Below are 18,722 nucleotides of genomic sequence, written 5' to 3' on the forward strand. Positions count from 1 at the left end.
CAATAAAGTGAAGTTCCTGTTCCATAGTGAAACCAACCTTGTGAATGCGGGTTACCGGGAAAACCGGTCCATGATACTGTCCGGTTTGTCACTTGTGGAGAAGGGGCAGTCCACTGCAGGGATCTACAATACAGGCTCGTGGCCTAAGGCCGGGTACGGCATGGGGACTGCCTGACAGAAAGAACTGGCCGGTTCTTTCTGTACGGGAGGATAATACAAGGCCGGGTAAGGCGAAGCCGCCACCCGGCTTAATGTGGCTAACGCTTCGCGGTTAACTCCGCAATCCGCACAATCACCTTCACCGCTTTTTCCATTCCTTCCAGCGTCACAAACTCATGCTTACCGTGGTAGTTGTATCCCCCGGTAAAGAGATTCGGGCACGGCAATCCCATGAAGGACAGTTGCGAACCGTCGGTGCCGCCGCGAATCGGCTTCAGCACCGGTTCAATATCGCAGTCGCGCATGGCCTGCTGGGCGATATCCAGGATATGCGGATGCTCCATAACCTTCTCGCGCATATTGTAGTAGCTGTCTTCAATAATCAGCTCAATATAGCAGTCCGGGTGTAGCCCCTTACCCACCTTCTTCGCGATTTCCATCATCTTACGCTTGCGTGCTTCGAACGCTTTACGGTCAAAGTCACGCACGATGTAGTGCATCTGCGCGCTGTCCACCGTGCCTTTGATGCTGGTCAGGTGATAAAAACCTTCATAACCTTCGGTCTGCTCCGGGCTCTCATTCGCCGGAACTTCCGCATGAATACGGGACGCCAGCGACAGCGCATTCACCATCACACCTTTGGCGGAGCCAGGATGCACATTATTACCCACAATTTTGATGGTCACGGACGCGGCATTGAAGTTTTCAAATTCCAGTTCGCCCACGCCACCGCCGTCCACGGTATAGGCCCACTGCGCGTTAAAGGCCTCGACATCAAAATGTTTCGCCCCCTTGCCCACCTCTTCGTCCGGCGTAAAGGCCACACGGATATCACCGTGCGGAATATTTTTTCCTTTCAGCACCGCCAGTGCCGTCATGATTTCCGCGATACCCGCTTTGTCATCTGCCCCCAGCAGCGTTTTGCCATCCGTGGTGATCAGCGTCTGCCCAAGCAGCTGGTGCAGCACCGGGAACATCACCGGCGAAAGCACTTCGTCACCTATTCCCAGCGCAATGTCACCGCCACGGTAGTTTTCCACAATCTGCGGATTAACATGTTTACCGCTAAAATCCGGAGAGGTGTCGACATGGGAGATAAAGCCAATCGCCGGAATATCACCGGGGACGTTGGCAGGCAGCGTTCCCATCACAGTGCCTTTTTCGCTCAGGGTGACATTGACCAGCCCCATGGCCTCAAGCTGCTCTTTGAGCAGGTTTAATAACTTCCACTGGCCTTCGGTGCTTGGCACCTGGCGGACACCCGGTTTAGATTGGGTATCCAGCGAAACGTACTGTAAAAAACGCTCAAGTAATTTATCCATGCAGTCACCCTCACTTTTTGTGACAACATTATCAATAAGCATCAAAACGCAAATATTGCGTCAGGTCACTTTTATCCCGCAAACGAGAATATTTTCCGTTTATATCGTGTACGTCAGTAAATGTAGCTTATGAATCAGTGACAAGGATTGGCGATTACAGTGGTTTGCCGTAGAATGTCCGCCCTCATTACGAGTCACCAAGGTGGTTACACACAAACCCCGCTTCGGTCTGCTGCCCGGAGCGTCTATATGGGACAGCGCAAAAATTGAATACTCAATCCCGTTCACGTTCACCGCTGGTGCAACTGGAACGAATTCGTAAAAGTTTTGATGGTAAAGATGTCATTTCCGACCTCAACCTGACCATCAATGATGGTGAATTCCTCACGCTGCTTGGCCCTTCTGGCTGCGGCAAGACAACCGTACTGCGCCTTATCGCCGGGCTGGAAAGCGTCGATAGCGGCCATATCCACCTTGAAAAGCAGGACATTACCCAGGTCCCCGCTGAAGATCGTCACGTTAACACCGTCTTTCAAAGCTATGCTTTGTTCCCGCACATGACCGTGTTTGAAAACGTTGCGTTTGGTCTGCGGATGCAAAAAACACCGGCCAGCGAGATCCCGCCGCGCGTGACCGAGGCGCTACGGATGGTACAGCTGGAGGAGTTTGCTCAACGCAAACCGCATCAGCTGTCTGGTGGTCAACAGCAACGTGTGGCCATCGCCCGTGCGGTGGTCAACAAACCGCGTCTGCTTCTGCTGGATGAGTCCCTCTCCGCGCTGGACTACAAACTGCGCAAGCAGATGCAGAACGAGCTTAAGGCCCTGCAGCGTAAGCTCGGCATTACCTTCGTCTTTGTGACGCATGACCAGGAAGAAGCGCTCACCATGTCCGACCGTATCGTGGTGATGCGTGATGGTAAAATCGAGCAGGACGGCACGCCGCGCGAAATCTACGAAGAGCCGAAAAACCTGTTTGTGGCCAGCTTCATTGGCGAGATCAATATCTTCAACGCCACGGTTATCGAGCGTCTGGATGAGCAGCGCGTTCGGGCGAATGTCGAAGGCCGCGAGTGCAATATCACCGTTAATTTTGCCGTTGAGAAGGGACAAAAGCTCAACGTGCTGTTACGCCCGGAAGATCTGCGCGTCGAGGAGATCCACGGCAATGCGCAAGCCGAAGGATTGATCGGCTATATCCGCGAGCGTAATTACAAGGGGATGACGCTGGAATCCGTTGTCGAACTGGAAAACGGTAAGATGGTGATGGTCAGCGAGTTCTTTAACGAGGACGACCCGGACTTTGATCACTCGCTCGATCAAAAAATGGTTATTAACTGGGTAGAAAGCTGGGAGGTTGTGCTGGCTGATGAAGAACACAAGTAAATTCCAGAATGTGGTGATTGCCACGATCGTCGGTTGGCTTGTGTTGTTTGTCTTTTTACCCAACCTGATGATCATCGCCACCAGCTTTTTGACCCGCGACGATGCCCACTTTGTGGCGCTGGTCTTTACGCTGGATAACTACTCACGTTTGCTCGATCCGCTCTACTTTGATGTGCTGCTGCACTCATTGAACATGGCGCTGATCGCCACCGTTGCCTGCCTGGTGCTGGGGTATCCCTTCGCGTGGTTCCTGGCGCGTCTGCCGCAAAAAATCCGCCCGCTGCTGCTCTTTTTACTGATTGTGCCGTTCTGGACCAACTCCTTAATTCGCATCTACGGGCTGAAAATCTTCCTCAGCACCAAAGGCTATCTGAACGAGTTTCTGCTGTGGCTGGGGGTGATTGATACGCCAATCCGCATTATGTTTACCCCGGGCGCGGTGATTATTGGTCTGGTCTATATCCTGCTGCCGTTTATGGTGATGCCGCTCTACTCCAGCATTGAAAAGCTGGATAAACCGCTGCTGGAAGCAGCCAAAGATCTGGGGGCGAATAAGCTGCAGACCTTTATCCGCATTATCATTCCGCTGACGATGCCCGGCATTATCGCGGGTTGTCTGCTGGTGATGCTTCCGGCGATGGGCTTGTTCTACGTCTCTGACCTGATGGGCGGTGCGAAAAACCTGCTGATCGGAAACGTGATTAAGAGCCAGTTCCTTAACATTCGCGACTGGCCGTTCGGCTCCGCCACCAGCATTACGCTGACGGTGGTGATGGGTCTGATGCTGCTGGTTTACTGGCGCGCTTCACGGCTGCTGAATAAGAAGGTGGAACTCGAATGATCGGTCGACTGCTTCGCGGCGGTTTTATGACCGCCATTTACGCTTACCTGTATATTCCGATTATCATTTTGATCGTGAACTCGTTTAACAGTTCACGCTTCGGGATCAACTGGCAGGGCTTTACCACTAACTGGTACAGCCTGCTGATGAACAACGACAGCCTGCTCCAGGCCGCGCAGCACTCATTAACGATGGCGATTTTTTCAGCAACGTTCGCCACGCTGATTGGTTCTCTCACCGCCGTGGCACTGTATCGATACCGCTTTCGCGGTAAACCGTTCGTCAGCGGCATGCTGTTTGTGGTGATGATGTCACCGGATATCGTCATGGCGATTTCTCTGCTGGTACTGTTTATGCTGCTGGGTGTCCAGCTCGGCTTCTGGTCGCTGCTGTTTTCCCACATCACCTTCTGCCTGCCATTTGTGGTGGTGACGGTCTATGCACGCCTGAAAGGCTTTGATGTGCGTATGCTGGAGGCCGCAAAAGATCTCGGCGCCAGCGAGATGACCATTTTGCGCAAAATTATCCTGCCGCTGGCGATGCCCGCCGTCGCGGCCGGGTGGCTGCTCAGCTTCACCCTGTCGATGGATGACGTTGTGGTCTCCTCTTTCGTGACCGGGCCGAGCTATGAAATTCTGCCGTTGAAAATCTATTCGATGGTGAAAGTCGGCGTCTCGCCTGAGGTGAACGCGCTGGCGACCATACTGTTAGTGTTCTCTCTGGTACTGGTGATTGCCAGCCAGATTATTGCTCGTGATAAAACAAAATCTCAGGGGACAATGAAATGAAAAAAATGCTTGCCGCTGCGGCACTGGTGCTCGGAATGGGCGTCGCGCACGCTGATGACAGCAAAACGCTCTACTTCTATAACTGGACTGAGTATGTGCCGCCGGGTCTGCTGGAGCAGTTCACCAAAGAGACGGGCATTAAGGTCATCTACTCTACCTACGAGTCCAATGAAACCATGTACGCCAAGCTTAAAACGTACAAGGACGGCGCGTACGATCTGGTGGTGCCATCGACCTACTTCGTCGACAAGATGCGTAAAGAGGGCATGATCCAGAAGATCGACAAGTCGAAGCTGACCAACTTCAACAACCTCGATCCGCAGATGCTCAACAAACCGTTCGATCCGAACAATGACTACTCCATTCCGTACATTTGGGGTGCGACCGCCATCGGCGTTAACAGCGAAGCAATCGATCCTAAAACCGTGACCCAGTGGGCCGATCTGTGGAAGCCTGAATACAAAGGCAGCCTGCTGTTAACCGACGATGCCCGTGAAGTGTTCCAGGTGGCGCTGCGCAAGCTGGGTTACTCGGGCAACACAACGGACCCGAAAGAGATTGAAGCGGCCTATAACGAGCTGAAAAAACTGATGCCTAACGTGGCGGCGTTCAACTCCGATAACCCGGCGAACCCGTACATGGAAGGAGAAGTGAATCTCGGCATGGTGTGGAACGGCTCTGCATGGGTTGCGCGTCAGGCCGGTACGCCGCTGGAGGTCGTCTGGCCGAAAGAAGGCGGTATCTTCTGGATGGACAGCCTGGCTATTCCTGCGAATGCGAAAAACGTTGACGGTGCCCTGAAGCTCATTAACTTCCTGCTGCGCCCGGACGTGGCGAAGCAGGTTGCCGAGACCATTGGCTACCCAACGCCAAACCTGGCCGCCCGCAAGCTACTGAAGCCTGAAGTGGCGAATGATAAATCCCTCTACCCGGATGCCGACACCATCAACAAAGGTGAATGGCAAAACGATGTCGGCGATGCGAGCCGTCTGTATGAAGAGTATTACCAGAAATTAAAAGCCGGCCGATAAGGGCCGCAGTCTGGCTCCTCACGTCGCCACGCCGTGAGGGGCCTTAACCCGCCGCATTTTCCCCCGCCCAGATCGTCGCCGTTCTCATGGCATCCACAACGTCATCATCCGACAGCCCAAGACCGTTCGCTATCCTGGCCGCCTCCTCCCACTCCTGCTGTTCATAGTGGCGGCACAGCGCCACCATATCGGCTAACACGCCTTCCTGATGACACAGGGCCTGGCTGACAGCCTGCGGCACCGCAATTTGCTTCATCAACTCCGCCATTGGCAATTCAAGCAAGGTATCAAGCAGAGAGAACAGGCCACACATAAACGCGTTTTCCGCCAGCCCCGGCGCAGGCATCTTCTCTGCAATCAGCTCACAGAATTTGCCCCGCATCATGCTCAGAGGATACAGCTCGTCGACGGTGTCGTTGCCGGCACTGGCCAGCACCACCACCGCAACAAAGCGTCGCAGCTGATTTTCCCCCAGATACCTGAGGACTTCGCTGAGCGTTAACTTGCTAAAATTGCAGGCACCGACGTGTTTAAACGCCGTGTGTTTCATATAACGCATGATTTTATAGGACAAGGTGAGATCGGTTTTTATTAACGACTCGATGATCCGAAAATCAGGTTTATTCCGCCCCACTTCCATCTGCAGGCGGAAAATCGCCAATTGATTTTGTGATAAGCGCTTATATTTAATCACTTCAGGACGACAGAAAAAGTAACCCTGAAAAAGCGAAAAACCGGCATCACGATAGCGTTTGAATTCCTCTTTAGTCTCAACTTTTTCAGCGAGATACTTTATATGGTGAGTCAGGCTTTCACGTGTACGCAGGTAATCCTGAATTTGCGCTAAGGTATAATTTCTGACATCAAATTTAAGTACAGAAATATAGGGTAAAAAGCGATCCCATTCCGGCGCGAGGGTAAAATCATCAAGCGCAAAGCGATATCCGTGCGCATTCATCTCTTTCACGGCCTGCAATAACGCCTCGCCGGGAACGGCATCTTCAAGGATCTCAATGACCACGCTCTCCTTGTCCAGCGCTTCACCGCTGCGGTCGATGACCATTCTGGATGGAAAGTTGATAAACAAGGTCTGTGTCCCGGCGATACGCTGAGACGGTACAGATAAAAAATGATCGGATATCATTCTGGATGTTGCATATTCTGCCGATACATCCGGAAAACGGTTTGCCATCCCATCCCTGAAAAGCAGTTCATAAGCTACCGTATTCATATCCGGGTTAAAAATGGGTTGTCTCGCAATAAATCCGTACATATCCCATCCTCCTTATCGACGTTATATTTATTAGCATCCTCTTTCTACACCACGATAACGAGCATTATTAAGCACTATTTTGATTGAATGCACAAAATAATAGCATCCACACTAATTAACAGGGCTTATATTCTGGTTTAGTAAACATCATTAATGGTAATTTCAGCGGACGAGTTTATAAAAAAAAGCACCCACTGAATGGGTGCCTTTTCATACTGTCGCTATTACAGACCTTTGAGCAGCTTATCGACGAACTCGGGTACGACCTCGCTTGCCAGCCCATAGTGCTTCTCTTCAAATTCGCTTCCCACCTGGCTGGGTTCAAGGTTCAGCTCTACGGTATGCGCACCGTGCAGACGCGCTTCGTGAACAAACCCCGCCGCCGGATAGACATGCCCAGAGGTACCGATGGCGATAAACACATCCGCCATGGCCAGCGCGCTGTAAATCTCATCCATCCCCAGCGGCATTTCACCAAACCAGACCACATGCGGACGCAGACGCGAAGGGAACTGGCAGCAGTGGCATTTATCCTCAGGCAGCACGTCCTCTTTCCAGTCCAGCACCTGGCCGCTCCAGGCACAGCGCACCTTCAGTAGCTCGCCGTGCATGTGGATGATGTTTTTGTTGCCGGCTCGCTCGTGCAGGTTATCAATGTTCTGCGTAACCAGCAGAAAACGGTCACCCAGCGCCTCCTCCAGCTTCGCCAGCGCCAGATGCGCCGGATTAGGCGCTATTTCTGGCTGCTGAAGCTGACGACGGCGGGCATTGTAAAATGCCTGCACAAGATCCGGGTCACGGGCGAAGCCTTCTGGTGTCGCCACATCCTCAACACGGTGCTCTTCCCACAACCCGTCCGCAGCACGGAAGGTTCGAATACCGGACTCGGCAGAGATCCCCGCCCCGGTCAGCACCACCACTCTGGGTTTATCCATCGCTTCTGGCATCATTCTGTCTCTGAAAAAGATCCGCTGGCGCAAGCGCTCACGTAAGCGGCGTTTATTTTTGCGAAAACGGCTGAGTCGACCCTGGCGACGCGACAGCATAGTAACCTCGTAAACTAGTCGGTGAGATGAAGGAATGCGGCTCCGCGCATGCCTCCTGCGTCCCCGTGTCGCGCACGTTCAATACGCGGCACGCGGGCGACTGGCAATAAATGTCGGGGCAGACGCCCGGACAGGTGTTCCGTTATCGCGGTAAAGTTTGATAACCCGCCCCCAATCACCAGCAGATCCGGATCGACGATGGTGAGGATATTTCCCAGACACACCGCCAGCAGATCGAGATAACGTTCAACGTGCTCTCGCGCCTGCGCATCGCCCTGCTCCCACAGGGTAATGATTTGAGGGGCTTCGAGTTTCTGATGATAGAAGTGTTCGTAAAGCCATGCAAACCCACGACCTGACAGGTAGTTCTCAATACAGCCATGCTGACCACAGCCGCAGCGGGTAAGCGGGAAATCGCGTCCCACGACCTCAAGCGCATCTACCGGTAAACGGATATGACCAAACTCTCCCGTGATATAGCTGCGTCCGGTGATCGGTTTGCCATTAATAACAATTCCCCCGCCAACGCCGGTGCCAAGGATCAACCCCATCACCAGCGGATAGTGACGGAATTCATCATCCCAGGCTTCAGAGAGCGCAAAGCAGTTGGCATCGTTATCTAAACGCACGTCGCGTTCAAGGAGAGCACAGAGATCGGCGCGCAGCGGTTTGCCGCTGGCAGCAGGGACGTTGGCGGCATACAGCGTGCCGTCGTCGGTTTCAGGCATGCCTGGAATGCCGATGCCGACGCTGCCTTTCACGCCAAAGCGCTCATCCGCTTGCGCCACCAGCGCGGCAATGGCGGTTAAAAATTCATCGTAGCTTTCGCGCGGCGTGGGAACGCGGGTTTCCCACTGCAGTTTGAGATTGTTATCAAACGCGCCGAGCGCAATTTTGGTGCCGCCAATATCAAATCCGTAATACATAACGCATTCCTCTTTTAACCTGGCGGCCCGTAAGCCGCTAGATCATGACGTAATTACTGGCCACTTAATACCCTCGCCGGATCAATTCGGCTTGCGCGACGCGCCGGATACCAGCTTGCCAGCAGACTCAGTAAAAGTGCTGTAACCAGCACATAAATAACGTCCAGCCAGTGCAATTCAGACGGCAGGAAGTCAATAAAATAGATATCACCCGACAGGAACTGGTGGCCGATCAGCTTCTCAATCCCGTTGATGATTGGCGTGAGCTGTAACGACACCACGACGCCAATCACCACCCCGCACAGGCTACCGAACAGCCCCGCCAGCAGACCATACCAGACAAAGATGGCGCGAATAAGACCGTCCTTTGCCCCAAGGGTACGCAGAACCGCGATGTCGCCGCTCTTGTCTTTGACCGCCATAACCAGCGTCGAGACGATATTAAAGCACGCCACACCAATCACCAGCACCATCGCCAGATACATGATGGCGCGGATCATCTGGATATCACGATACATATACCCGTAAGTGCCGATCCAGCTTTTGATGTAGACATAGTTATTGGTCACGCTGCCCGCATCACGCACCAGTTTATTGGCATTGAAGACGTCGTTAACCTTAATGGCGATGCCCGTCACGCTGTCGCCCATGTCCAGATACTGACGTGCGTCTTCCAGCGGTACCATTGCAAAGCTGTGATCGAGTTGACCGCTCAGTTGCAGGATCCCGGTGACGTGCAGACGCACGCGCTTAGGCTGCTGCAATTTATGGTCAGCGCTGGCGTTTGGGATCATGATCGACACCCAGTCGCCTTGTTTCACTTTCAGCGCGTCGGCCACACCTTTGCCCATGATGATCTGTTGCTCACCGGCCTTAAAGTTTGCCCACGCGCCGTTCTGCACATACTTCGGCAGCGCGCTCAGACGCGCCTCCTGCGCCGGGTTCACCCCTTTCACCTGGATGGCGCGCAGGTTAACACCGCTTTCCACCAGCCCTGTAAAGTTGATGTAAGGTGCAGCGGCGGCAATGCCCGGCACGTTTTCCACTTTGCTGAGGGCGTCACGCCAGTTGTTCCACGGCTGATTGACTGGTTCGATTTCGCCGTGCGGCACAACGGCCAGAATACGGTTATTCAGCTCACGCTCAAAACCGTTCATGGCGCTTAATCCCACAATCAATACCGCCACGCCGAGCGCAATACCGATGGTGGAGATCACCGAGATAAGGGAGACCATCCCGCCGCGACGACGGCCGCGGCTGAAGCGTAGCCCGATGAGTAACGATAACGGTGAGGCCATTACTCCGCTCCCATCAGAGTGAGTTCAGCGTTCAGATGACCATCACGCATCTCAAGCTGGCGCCCCATCCGTTTTGCCAGCTGCAAATCGTGGGTCACCACCAGAAACGCCGTCCCCTGTGAGGCATTCAGCTCACCCAGAAGCTGGAAAATACTGTCAGCATTGCGCGCATCCAGGTTGCCGGTTGGTTCATCCGCCAGCACCAGACGCGGGTTGTTCACCAGCGCACGGGCAATTGCCACACGCTGACGCTCGCCACCGGACAGCTCAGACGGGCGGTGGTCACCGCGATGCCCCAGGCCTACGGCTTTCAGCATGTCGCTGGCACGGGCATTAATTTCTGCCGGTTTCTTTTTACCAATCAGCAAAGGCATCGCCACGTTTTCCAGCGCCGTGAAATCTGGCAACAGGTGGTGGAACTGGTAGATAAAGCCCAGCTCACGGTTACGCAGCTCCGCTTTTGCCGCAGAAGACATTTTGCTCATCGGCTGGCCTGAGAAAATTACGTCGCCACTGGTCGGCGTATCCAGCCCGCCCAGCAGGTGTAATAAGGTACTTTTGCCGGAACCGGAGCTGCCGACAATCGCCATCATCTCGCCTTCGCCCACGCTGAAGCTCACATTGTGCAGCACATCAGTCTGTACAGAGCCTTCCTGATAGCGTTTGGACAGGTTGTCGCATTGCAACAGGATCTTATTCATAACGTAAAGCCTCAGCGGGTTGAGTGGCGGCAGCGCGCCAGGAAGGATAGAGCGTAGAAAGCAGCGCAATGGCCATTGCGGCCAGCGCAATACCGACCACCTGCAGCGGTTCGATAGCAACCGGCAGCGCCGCGCCATCAAGCAGCGCGCCGATGATCGGCATTAAGTTATTCAACTGACTGGCCAGCAGCGCCCCGAGAACGGCCCCGAGTAACGCGCCAATGATCCCGGCGCTGGCCCCTTGCACCATAAAGACGGCCATAATCTGGCGCGGCGTCAGCCCCTGGGTTTGCAGGATGGCAACTTCGCCCTGCTTTTCCATTACCATCAGACCAAGCGAGGTGATGATGTTAAACGCCGCGACCGCGACGATCAGGCTCAGCAGCAGGCCCATCATATTTTTTTCCATACGCACGGCCTGGAACAGTTCGCCTTTACGCTCGCGCCAGTCCTGCCATTTTGTGCCTTCCGGCAAGGTTTGCTGGCTGAGGGTATCGACCTTCAGCGGTGCATCGAGCCACAGACGCCAGCCGGTAATGTTGCCCACCGGATAACGCATCAGACGCGAAGCATCCTGGATATTCATGAGCATCTGGTAGCCGTCAACTTCGCTGTTGGCGGCAAACGTGCCAATAACCGTGAACAGACGCTGGCTGGGCAAACGTCCCATCGGCGTAAACTGGCTGGCAGACGGCACCATCACGCGCAGCTGGTCGCCACGGTTCACGCCAAGCTGCCCGGCAAGCTGTTCGCCGAGGATGACGTTGTATTTGCCCGCTTCCAGATCGCTTTGCTTCACGTTGACCAGATACGGCGTGAGCGGATCTTTTTGCGCCGGGTCAATACCCAGCATGACGCCCACCGCCACGCTGCGGGCGCTTTGCAGGACGACATCGCCCGTTGTCACCGGCGCAACGCGCGTGACACCCTGTAACTTCGCCGCACTTTCCGGCAGTTGTTGCGGGTTAACGGAACCGTTGGTTGAAGAGAGAATGGCCTGCGGCATCAGCCCCAGGATGTTGTTTTGCAGCTCGCGCTCAAAGCCGTTCATGACGGAAAGCACCGTCACCAGAGCCATCACGCCAAGCGTAATGCCAATAGTCGAAAGCCAGGAGACAAAGCGACCGAAACGGTCCGCGGCGCGCCCACGCATGTAGCGTAAGCCTATGAAGAGTGCGACAGGTTGATACATGAAGTCCGTCTGTTTGCTGATAGCAGACCCACGAGTATATAAGCGAATCCGTTAAGCGTAAATGACTGAAACCGTAAGCTTTGGTAATCATTTTTCTGAAAAATTCAGCTAAATCAGAATGCTACTCTTCGAATTATCGCGCCACAACCTCCACCTTTTCCGAAAAACTTCCTGATACAGACTGTTTCCCGTTACATCCCGGCTGCGTTTACCAACAATTGTTCGTTCGTTTATGGCAATAAGGTAGTTGCGAACAATGAAGCAAAAAGCATTATGGATTAACCAGATAAAGGGGCTGTGTATCTGCCTGGTGGTAATCTATCATTCGGTTATCACATTTTATCCCCATCTGACGGGGCTACAACATCCGTTGTCCGGTCTTCTCGCCAAATGCTGGGTCTATTTTAACCTTTATCTCGCGCCCTTCCGTATGCCGGTATTTTTCTTCATATCCGGTTCTCTGATCCGTCGTTATATTGACGAGGTGAACTGGCGCACCAGTTTTGACAAACGGATCTGGAGCATTGTCTGGGTCCTTGCGCTGTGGGGCGTATTGCAATGGCAGGCGCTGAGCCATCTCAATGCCTGGCTGGCACCTGAACGTGAGCTGGCCACCTCCTCGAACGCCGCGTATGCCGATTCACTTTCCGGGTTTGCGTGGGGGATGCTCACTGCCAGCACCAGCCTGTGGTATCTGTACGCCCTGGTGGTCTATTTCACGCTATGTAAACTGCTTACCCGCTGGAAGCTGCCCGTACTGGGGCTGCTGGCACTGGCCAGCATCACGATCAATTTCCTGCCGCTGCCGTGGTGGGGAATGAACAGCGTGGTACGCAATATGATCTACTACAGCCTTGGCGCGTGGTATGGCGCAGAGCTGATGGTCTGGATGAAGGGGCTGAACCTGCGTCGCACCTGGCTGGCGCTGGCCGCTTTTGCTGCGGTCTCCGTGGTACTGTGGTTTGCTAACGTTCCGCTGCTGCTTTCCCTGCTGTCGATCGTGCTGATCATGAAGCTTTTCTATAGCCTCGAGCAGCGTTATGCCGTTCATCCCAGCAACCTGCTTAACGTTATCGGCTCAAACACCATCGCTATCTATACCACGCACCGCATCCTGATAGAGGCCTTCAGCCTGTTCCTGATTGGTGAGATGAATGCTGCCTACTGGCCGGTCTGGGCCGAGCTTGCCTTAATCCTGGTCTACCCATTTGCCAGCCTGCTGATCTGCACCCTCGCCGGACTTGGCGTACGCAAAATATCGACGGCACTGTTTGGCGATCTGTTCTTCTCTCCCCCTTCCGCGAGCGCACTGTCTCCGGCAACCCGATAATACCGCCCTCGCCCCCCGTCCGGGGGCGAATCTTCCCGCGTTGCAGTTCAGATTTGCTTATGCAAAACGATCGAGGATAATAAAGACATTGCGTATCAGTGATATGCCCCAATACTGTTGGTATATCCACAAGAGACTCTGACATAGCCATGCCTGAACACTATCGTTATTCCCTGCCTGTTAAAGCGGGCGACCAGCGCCAGCTGGGCGAACTCGCTGGCGCTGCGTGCGCCACGCTGGTGGCAGAAATCGCTGAGCGACATCCTGGTCCGGTGGTGCTGGTCGCCCCGGATATGCAAAATGCGCTGCGACTGCATGATGAAATTCGCCAGTTCACCGATAACCTGGTCTTCAGTCTGGCCGACTGGGAAACGCTGCCGTATGACAGCTTCTCCCCGCATCAGGAGATCATCTCCTCGCGCCTGTCGACCCTCTATCAGTTACCGACCATGCAGCGCGGCGTGCTGATCGTTCCGGTCAACACCCTGATGCAGCGCGTCTGTCCTCACAGCTATTTGCACGGCCATGCGCTGGTGATGAAAAAAGGTCAGCGCCTGTCCCGGGACGATCTGCGCGCGCAACTGGACAGCGCCGGATACCGTCATGTCGATCAGGTTATGGAGCACGGGGAATACGCCACGCGCGGTGCGTTGCTCGACCTGTACCCGATGGGCAGCGACCAGCCGTATCGACTGGACTTCTTCGACGATGAGATCGACAGCCTGCGCGTATTCGACGCCGACACGCAGCGCACGCTGGAAGAAGTGGAAGCCATCAATTTATTACCCGCCCATGAATTCCCGACGGACAAAACCGCTATCGAGCTGTTCCGCAGCCAGTGGCGCGACAAGTTCGACGTTAAGCGCGACGCTGAGCATATCTATCAGCAGGTCAGCAAAGGTACGCTTCCTGCCGGGATCGAATACTGGCAGCCGCTGTTCTTTAACGAGCCATTGCCCGCTCTGTTCAGCTACTTCCCGGCGAACACGTTGATTGTCAACACCGGTGATATCGACGCCAGCGCCAGCCGCTTTGAGAGCGAAACCCGCGCGCGCTTTGAAAACCGGGGCGTAGACCCGATGCGTCCGCTGCTGCCACCTGAAGCGCTGTGGCTGCGCACCGACGAGCTCAACGCCGAACTCAAGCGCTGGCCTCGCGTACAATTGAAAACCGATACGCTTGCCGATAAAGCTGCCAACACCAATCTTGCATTCCAGAAGCTGCCAGATTTAGCCGTTCAGGCACAGCAGAAATCCCCGCTGGAGAGTCTGCGCAAGTTCCTCGATGCCTTTACCGGCCCGGTTGTCTTCTCCGTTGAGAGTGAAGGCCGCCGTGAAGCGCTGGGCGAACTGCTGGGGCGGATTAAAGTTGCTCCGAAACGCATTTTGCGCCTGAGCGAAGCCACGGGGACGGGGCGTTATCTGATGATCGGTGCCGCCGAGCACGGGTTTATCGATACCCTCAACAACGTGGCATTAATCTGTGAAAGCGACCTGCTGGGTGAACGTGTTGCGCGTCGCCGTCAGGACAGCCGTCGCACCATTAACCCGGATACGCTGATCCGCAACCTGGCGGAACTCCATCCGGGCCAGCCGATTGTGCACCTTGAACATGGCGTGGGTCGTTATCAGGGGATGACGACGCTGGAAGCCGGTGGCATCAAAGGTGAATACCTGATGCTGACCTACGCCAACGACGCCAAACTCTACGTGCCGGTCTCATCCCTGCATCTGATCAGCCGCTACGCCGGGGGTGCAGAAGAGAATGCACCATTGCATAAACTGGGCGGTGACGCCTGGGCACGCGCGCGGCAGAAAGCGGCGGAAAAAGTGCGTGATGTGGCGGCCGAGCTGCTGGATATTTATGCCCAGCGTGCGGCCAAAGAGGGCTTTGCCTTTAAGCATGATAAAGAGCAGTACCAGCTGTTCTGCGACAGCTTCCCGTTTGAAACCACGCCGGACCAGGCTCAGGCCATCAATGCCGTGTTAAGCGACATGTGTCAGCCGCTGGCAATGGACAGGCTGGTCTGCGGCGATGTCGGCTTCGGGAAAACCGAAGTAGCCATGCGCGCGGCGTTCCTCGCCGTTGAGAATAACAAGCAGGTGGCGGTGCTGGTACCCACCACCCTGCTCGCTCAGCAGCACTTCGATAACTTCCGCGACCGCTTTGCCAACTGGCCGGTACGCATCGAGATGCTGTCACGTTTTCGCAGTACCAAAGAGCAAACGCAAATCCTGGAGCAGGCCAGCGAGGGTAAGATCGATATTCTGATCGGCACCCACAAACTGCTGCAGAGCGACGTGAAGTGGAAAGATCTGGGGCTGCTGATTGTTGATGAAGAGCACCGTTTCGGGGTACGCCATAAAGAGCGTATTAAAGCGATGCGTGCCGACGTCGATATCCTGACCCTGACCGCAACGCCGATCCCGCGAACCCTGAACATGGCGATGAGCGGCATGCGCGATCTGTCAATTATCGCCACGCCGCCGGTGCGTCGTCTGGCCGTGAAAACCTTTGTGCGCGAATACGACAATCTGGTGGTCCGCGAGGCCATTCTGCGTGAGGTGCTGCGCGGCGGTCAGGTCTATTACCTCTACAACGACGTGGAAAATATCCAGAAAGCGGCAGACCGGCTGGCAGAGCTGGTGCCGGAAGCGCGTATTGCCATCGGTCACGGGCAAATGCGCGAGCGCGAGCTGGAACGGGTGATGAACGACTTCCATCACCAGCGCTTTAACGTGCTGGTGTGTACGACCATCATTGAGACCGGGATCGATATCCCGACGGCCAACACCATCATTATTGAACGCGCGGATCATTTCGGTCTGGCGCAGCTTCATCAGCTGCGTGGCCGCGTCGGGCGTTCGCACCATCAGGCCTATGCCTGGCTGCTGACGCCGCATCCAAAAGCGATGACCACCGATGCGCAAAAACGTCTGGAAGCGATCGCCTCGCTGGAAGATCTGGGCGCTGGCTTTGCGCTGGCGACGCACGACCTGGAGATCCGCGGTGCGGGTGAGCTGTTGGGTGAAGATCAAAGTGGCTCGATGGAAACCATCGGTTTCTCGCTCTACATGGAGTTGCTGGAAAACGCGGTCGATGCCCTCAAGGCCGGACGCGAACCGTCGCTGGAAGATCTCACCAGCCAGCAAACCGAAGTTGAGTTACGCATGCCGTCTCTGCTGCCGGACGATTTCATTCCGGATGTGAACACCCGCCTGTCGTTCTACAAACGTATCGCCAGTGCGAAAAATGAGAACGAGCTGGAAGAGATCAAAGTCGAGCTTATTGACCGCTTTGGCCTGCTCCCGGATGCCGCACGCAACTTGCTGGATATTGCGCGGCTGCGTCAGCAGGCGCAGAAGCTGGGCATCCGTAAGCTTGAGGGCAACGAGAAAGGCGGCGTGATTGAGTTTGCCGAGAAAAACCACGTTAACCCTACGTGGCTCATCGGTTTACTGCAAAAGCAGCCGCAGCATTTCCGCCTGGATGGGCCAACGCGTCTGAAATTTACGCAGGAGCTGACGGAGCGTAAAACCCGTATGGACTGGGTACGCAACTTTATGCGCCAGCTGGAAGAGAACGCGATCGCATAATCTGCTCTGCCCCCGGTTGCGCCATGCTACCGGGGGTAACAATTTACAAACTCTTTTCACTTCACCCGATCTTCCCGACAGACCCCTTCGCCATAATTATCACTAACCGTTATAAAACAATCACCCTGTCATTTATATGGATTATAGTGATGATGACCTCTTCGCGTTTCACTCGCTGGATAACCGTGTTAGCGCTGGCCGCAACGGTCGCGGTTGTACTTCCCGCTCGCGCAAACACCTGGCCACTCCCGCCTGCAGGCAGTAAGGTGGTTGGGGAAAACCGTTTTCATGTGGTTGAAAACAATGGTGGATCGCTTGAGGCGATTGCCAAAAAATATAACGTCGGCTTTCTGGCCTTACTACAGGCCAACCCCGGCGTTGACCCTTATGTCCCGCGCGCTGGCAGCGTGTTAACCATCCCGCTGCAGACGATTTTGCCGGATGCGCCGCGCGAGGGGATCGTGATAAACCTTGCCGAACTGCGTCTTTACTATTACCCGCCCGGTAAAAATGAGGTGACCGTATACCCTATTGGTATTGGCCAGTTGGGCGGTGACACGCTGACCCCAACGATGGTCACCACCGTATCAGACAAGCGTGCAAACCCAACCTGGACGCCAACGGCCAATATTCGTGCCCGCTATAAAGCGCAGGGGATCGATCTGCCCGCCGTTGTACCGGCCGGCCCGGATAACCCAATGGGCCACCATGCCATCCGCCTCGCGGCCTATGGCGGCGTGTACCTGTTACATGGAACGAACGCGGACTTTGGTATTGGCATGCGCGTCAGCTCCGGCTGTATTCGTCTGCGCGATGACGATATCAAAACGCTCTTCAACCTGGTCACGCCGGGCACCAAAGTGAACATCATTAATACCCCGATCAAGGTCTCTGAGGAGCCAGGCGGCGTGCGACTGGTTGAAATTCACCAGCCGTTATCGAAAAACATTGATGACGATCCGCAGACGCTGCCAATCAATCTGAATGCGGCGATGGTGAGTTTTAAAACCGATGCAAGGACGGATGGCATTGTGATGGAGCGGGCAATGGAAGCACGTTCGGGCATGCCGACTGACGTTACACGACATCATGGTGTTGCCCAGCAGTCGATGTAAATCAGAAAGAAAAACGCCCTGCACGTGTGCAGTAATGCCGTTCACTTAAGGCTCGCGTGACTTAAAGCTGAACGGATATTTAGGCGGCACATAAAGCACTGAACGATCGTATCGTCGGTGCTTTCTTTCTTCTGGCAGGATAAAGTATTTTACATTTTTCCTCATTCCCTTCAAAGAGTTATTGATATTTCCCGTCGCACCTTTGCCACAGACCCGTACCCGGGACACCAGGATACCCCGGGTTCACAGGAGGTGGCAATGAGTTGCTGCTTAAACTCAGGAGAATAATCAGGGCAGCCTTTACGTCTGCCAGGAATCACATTTTTATGCATATCTGACACTTTGATTCCCACCACGTATTTGGTGGACGCCACGTTTTCGGATGCATCAGATTATGACCAGACGGCTCTCGCAGGACGCTTACTGTCATCCAGCCTGCGCTGGTTCTGGTTATCGCAAGGGCCAAAGGTTCTAAACTGGTTCTGGCCGCCTGGCAGAACAACCAACAGCGCGATTCCGAACAGGCAGAAGCCGCACTAACGCTGATTCAGGAAAATATAAAAGAACTGAATATTATTTAGTCTACTATTTCAGACATGTAAAGACAGCAGGCACAAAGCCCGCTACATCTATCAATGATATATAACATAAGACATGGTTAACACGGTAACGCCCAGATACACAGTCAATATCATTAAAAACACTTTATATTCTGTGAA

The 18,722-nt window shown here is 54.5% G+C and carries 14 protein-coding genes; 7 read left to right on the plus strand and 7 right to left on the minus strand.

What is annotated here, in order from left to right:
• Window positions 1–257: 257 nt before the first annotated feature.
• The gene (gene pepT / locus PUZ33_RS14580; RefSeq protein WP_013097087.1) at window positions 258–1,481 is read right to left on the minus strand and encodes a peptidase T; all 1,224 of its coding nucleotides are present in this window, start codon (window positions 1,479–1,481) and stop codon (window positions 258–260) included.
• 266 nt (window positions 1,482–1,747) lie between these two features.
• Between pepT and potA the strand changes: the two genes are divergently transcribed.
• The 4 genes from potA to potD are packed head-to-tail and all read left to right on the plus strand — an operon-like array spanning window position 1,748 to window position 5,526.
• The gene (gene potA, locus PUZ33_RS14585) at window positions 1,748–2,866 is read left to right on the plus strand and encodes a spermidine/putrescine ABC transporter ATP-binding protein PotA (protein ID WP_013097089.1); all 1,119 of its coding nucleotides are present in this window, start codon (window positions 1,748–1,750) and stop codon (window positions 2,864–2,866) included.
• The gene (potB, locus tag PUZ33_RS14590) at window positions 2,850–3,707 is read left to right on the plus strand and encodes a spermidine/putrescine ABC transporter permease PotB (RefSeq protein ID WP_013097090.1); all 858 of its coding nucleotides are present in this window, start codon (window positions 2,850–2,852) and stop codon (window positions 3,705–3,707) included. The genes potA and potB overlap by 17 nt, the downstream gene beginning before the upstream one ends.
• Entirely contained in the window at window positions 3,704–4,495 is a 792-nt protein-coding gene (gene potC, locus PUZ33_RS14595) for a spermidine/putrescine ABC transporter permease PotC (protein ID WP_013097091.1), read from the plus strand. Before potB ends, potC begins: the two co-directional genes overlap by 4 nt.
• Window positions 4,492–5,526 (plus strand): spermidine/putrescine ABC transporter substrate-binding protein PotD, encoded by a 1,035-nt coding sequence (gene potD / locus PUZ33_RS14600; RefSeq protein WP_040019552.1) that lies wholly within the window; start codon window positions 4,492–4,494, stop codon window positions 5,524–5,526. The genes potC and potD overlap by 4 nt, the downstream gene beginning before the upstream one ends.
• 43 nt (window positions 5,527–5,569) lie before the next feature.
• Here the strand turns inward: potD and PUZ33_RS14605 are convergent, their stop codons facing one another.
• The 6 genes from PUZ33_RS14605 to lolC form a co-directional block, all read right to left on the minus strand.
• Window positions 5,570–6,799: an EAL and HDOD domain-containing protein gene (locus tag PUZ33_RS14605; protein WP_047024065.1), complete on the minus strand. Its 1,230-nt coding sequence runs from the start codon at window positions 6,797–6,799 to the stop codon at window positions 5,570–5,572.
• A gap of 224 nt (window positions 6,800–7,023) precedes the next feature.
• On the minus strand, window positions 7,024–7,845 hold the full coding sequence (cobB, locus tag PUZ33_RS14610) for a Sir2 family NAD+-dependent deacetylase (protein ID WP_029881967.1): 822 nt from the start codon (window positions 7,843–7,845) through the stop codon (window positions 7,024–7,026).
• 14 nt (window positions 7,846–7,859) lie between these two features.
• A complete protein-coding gene (gene nagK / locus PUZ33_RS14615) occupies window positions 7,860–8,771 on the minus strand; it encodes an N-acetylglucosamine kinase (protein ID WP_058680521.1) in 912 nt (303 codons plus the stop codon).
• A gap of 53 nt (window positions 8,772–8,824) precedes the next feature.
• Window positions 8,825–10,069: a lipoprotein-releasing ABC transporter permease subunit LolE gene (gene lolE, locus PUZ33_RS14620; protein ID WP_013097096.1), complete on the minus strand. Its 1,245-nt coding sequence runs from the start codon at window positions 10,067–10,069 to the stop codon at window positions 8,825–8,827.
• A complete protein-coding gene (gene lolD / locus PUZ33_RS14625) occupies window positions 10,069–10,770 on the minus strand; it encodes a lipoprotein-releasing ABC transporter ATP-binding protein LolD (protein ID WP_013097097.1) in 702 nt (233 codons plus the stop codon). The genes lolE and lolD overlap by 1 nt, the downstream gene beginning before the upstream one ends.
• Entirely contained in the window at window positions 10,763–11,962 is a 1,200-nt protein-coding gene (gene lolC / locus PUZ33_RS14630; RefSeq protein ID WP_013097098.1) for a lipoprotein-releasing ABC transporter permease subunit LolC, read from the minus strand. Before lolC ends, lolD begins: the two co-directional genes overlap by 8 nt.
• A gap of 256 nt (window positions 11,963–12,218) precedes the next feature.
• On the opposite strand from lolC, the gene PUZ33_RS14635 reads away from it, so the two are divergent.
• The 3 genes from PUZ33_RS14635 to ldtC all read left to right on the plus strand — a co-directional run bounded on the left by PUZ33_RS14635 (window position 12,219) and on the right by ldtC (window position 18,003).
• A complete protein-coding gene (locus tag PUZ33_RS14635) occupies window positions 12,219–13,292 on the plus strand; it encodes an acyltransferase family protein (protein WP_274205341.1) in 1,074 nt (357 codons plus the stop codon).
• A gap of 149 nt (window positions 13,293–13,441) precedes the next feature.
• Window positions 13,442–16,888 (plus strand): transcription-repair coupling factor, encoded by a 3,447-nt coding sequence (gene mfd / locus PUZ33_RS14640; RefSeq protein WP_274205342.1) that lies wholly within the window; start codon window positions 13,442–13,444, stop codon window positions 16,886–16,888.
• A 149-nt stretch (window positions 16,889–17,037) separates the two neighbouring features.
• Entirely contained in the window at window positions 17,038–18,003 is a 966-nt protein-coding gene (ldtC, locus tag PUZ33_RS14645; protein WP_048971496.1) for a L,D-transpeptidase LdtC, read from the plus strand.
• The last annotated feature ends 719 nt before the right edge of the window (window positions 18,004–18,722 follow it).

Source organism: Enterobacter cloacae complex sp. 2022EL-00981, from assembly GCF_028737495.1.
Taxonomy (GTDB): Bacteria; Pseudomonadota; Gammaproteobacteria; order Enterobacterales; family Enterobacteriaceae; genus Enterobacter; species Enterobacter cloacae.

What these genes read in the sequence shown, in the direction of transcription:
- lolD (WP_013097097.1), bottom strand. Translation starts at nt 10,770, where the DNA reads ATGAATAAGATCCTGTTGCAATGCGACAACCTGTCCAAACGCTATCAG.
- PUZ33_RS14635 (WP_274205341.1), top strand. Translation starts at nt 12,219, where the DNA reads ATGAAGCAAAAAGCATTATGGATTAACCAGATAAAGGGGCTGTGTATC.
- ldtC (WP_048971496.1), top strand. Translation starts at nt 17,038, where the DNA reads ATGATGACCTCTTCGCGTTTCACTCGCTGGATAACCGTGTTAGCGCTG.
- PUZ33_RS14605 (WP_047024065.1), bottom strand. Translation starts at nt 6,799, where the DNA reads ATGTACGGATTTATTGCGAGACAACCCATTTTTAACCCGGATATGAAT.
- potC (WP_013097091.1), top strand. Translation starts at nt 3,704, where the DNA reads ATGATCGGTCGACTGCTTCGCGGCGGTTTTATGACCGCCATTTACGCT.
- pepT (WP_013097087.1), bottom strand. Translation starts at nt 1,481, where the DNA reads ATGGATAAATTACTTGAGCGTTTTTTACAGTACGTTTCGCTGGATACC.
- potB (WP_013097090.1), top strand. Translation starts at nt 2,850, where the DNA reads ATGAAGAACACAAGTAAATTCCAGAATGTGGTGATTGCCACGATCGTC.
- nagK (WP_058680521.1), bottom strand. Translation starts at nt 8,771, where the DNA reads ATGTATTACGGATTTGATATTGGCGGCACCAAAATTGCGCTCGGCGCG.
- lolC (WP_013097098.1), bottom strand. Translation starts at nt 11,962, where the DNA reads ATGTATCAACCTGTCGCACTCTTCATAGGCTTACGCTACATGCGTGGG.
- lolE (WP_013097096.1), bottom strand. Translation starts at nt 10,069, where the DNA reads ATGGCCTCACCGTTATCGTTACTCATCGGGCTACGCTTCAGCCGCGGC.
- cobB (WP_029881967.1), bottom strand. Translation starts at nt 7,845, where the DNA reads ATGCTGTCGCGTCGCCAGGGTCGACTCAGCCGTTTTCGCAAAAATAAA.
- potD (WP_040019552.1), top strand. Translation starts at nt 4,492, where the DNA reads ATGAAAAAAATGCTTGCCGCTGCGGCACTGGTGCTCGGAATGGGCGTC.
- mfd (WP_274205342.1), top strand. Translation starts at nt 13,442, where the DNA reads ATGCCTGAACACTATCGTTATTCCCTGCCTGTTAAAGCGGGCGACCAG.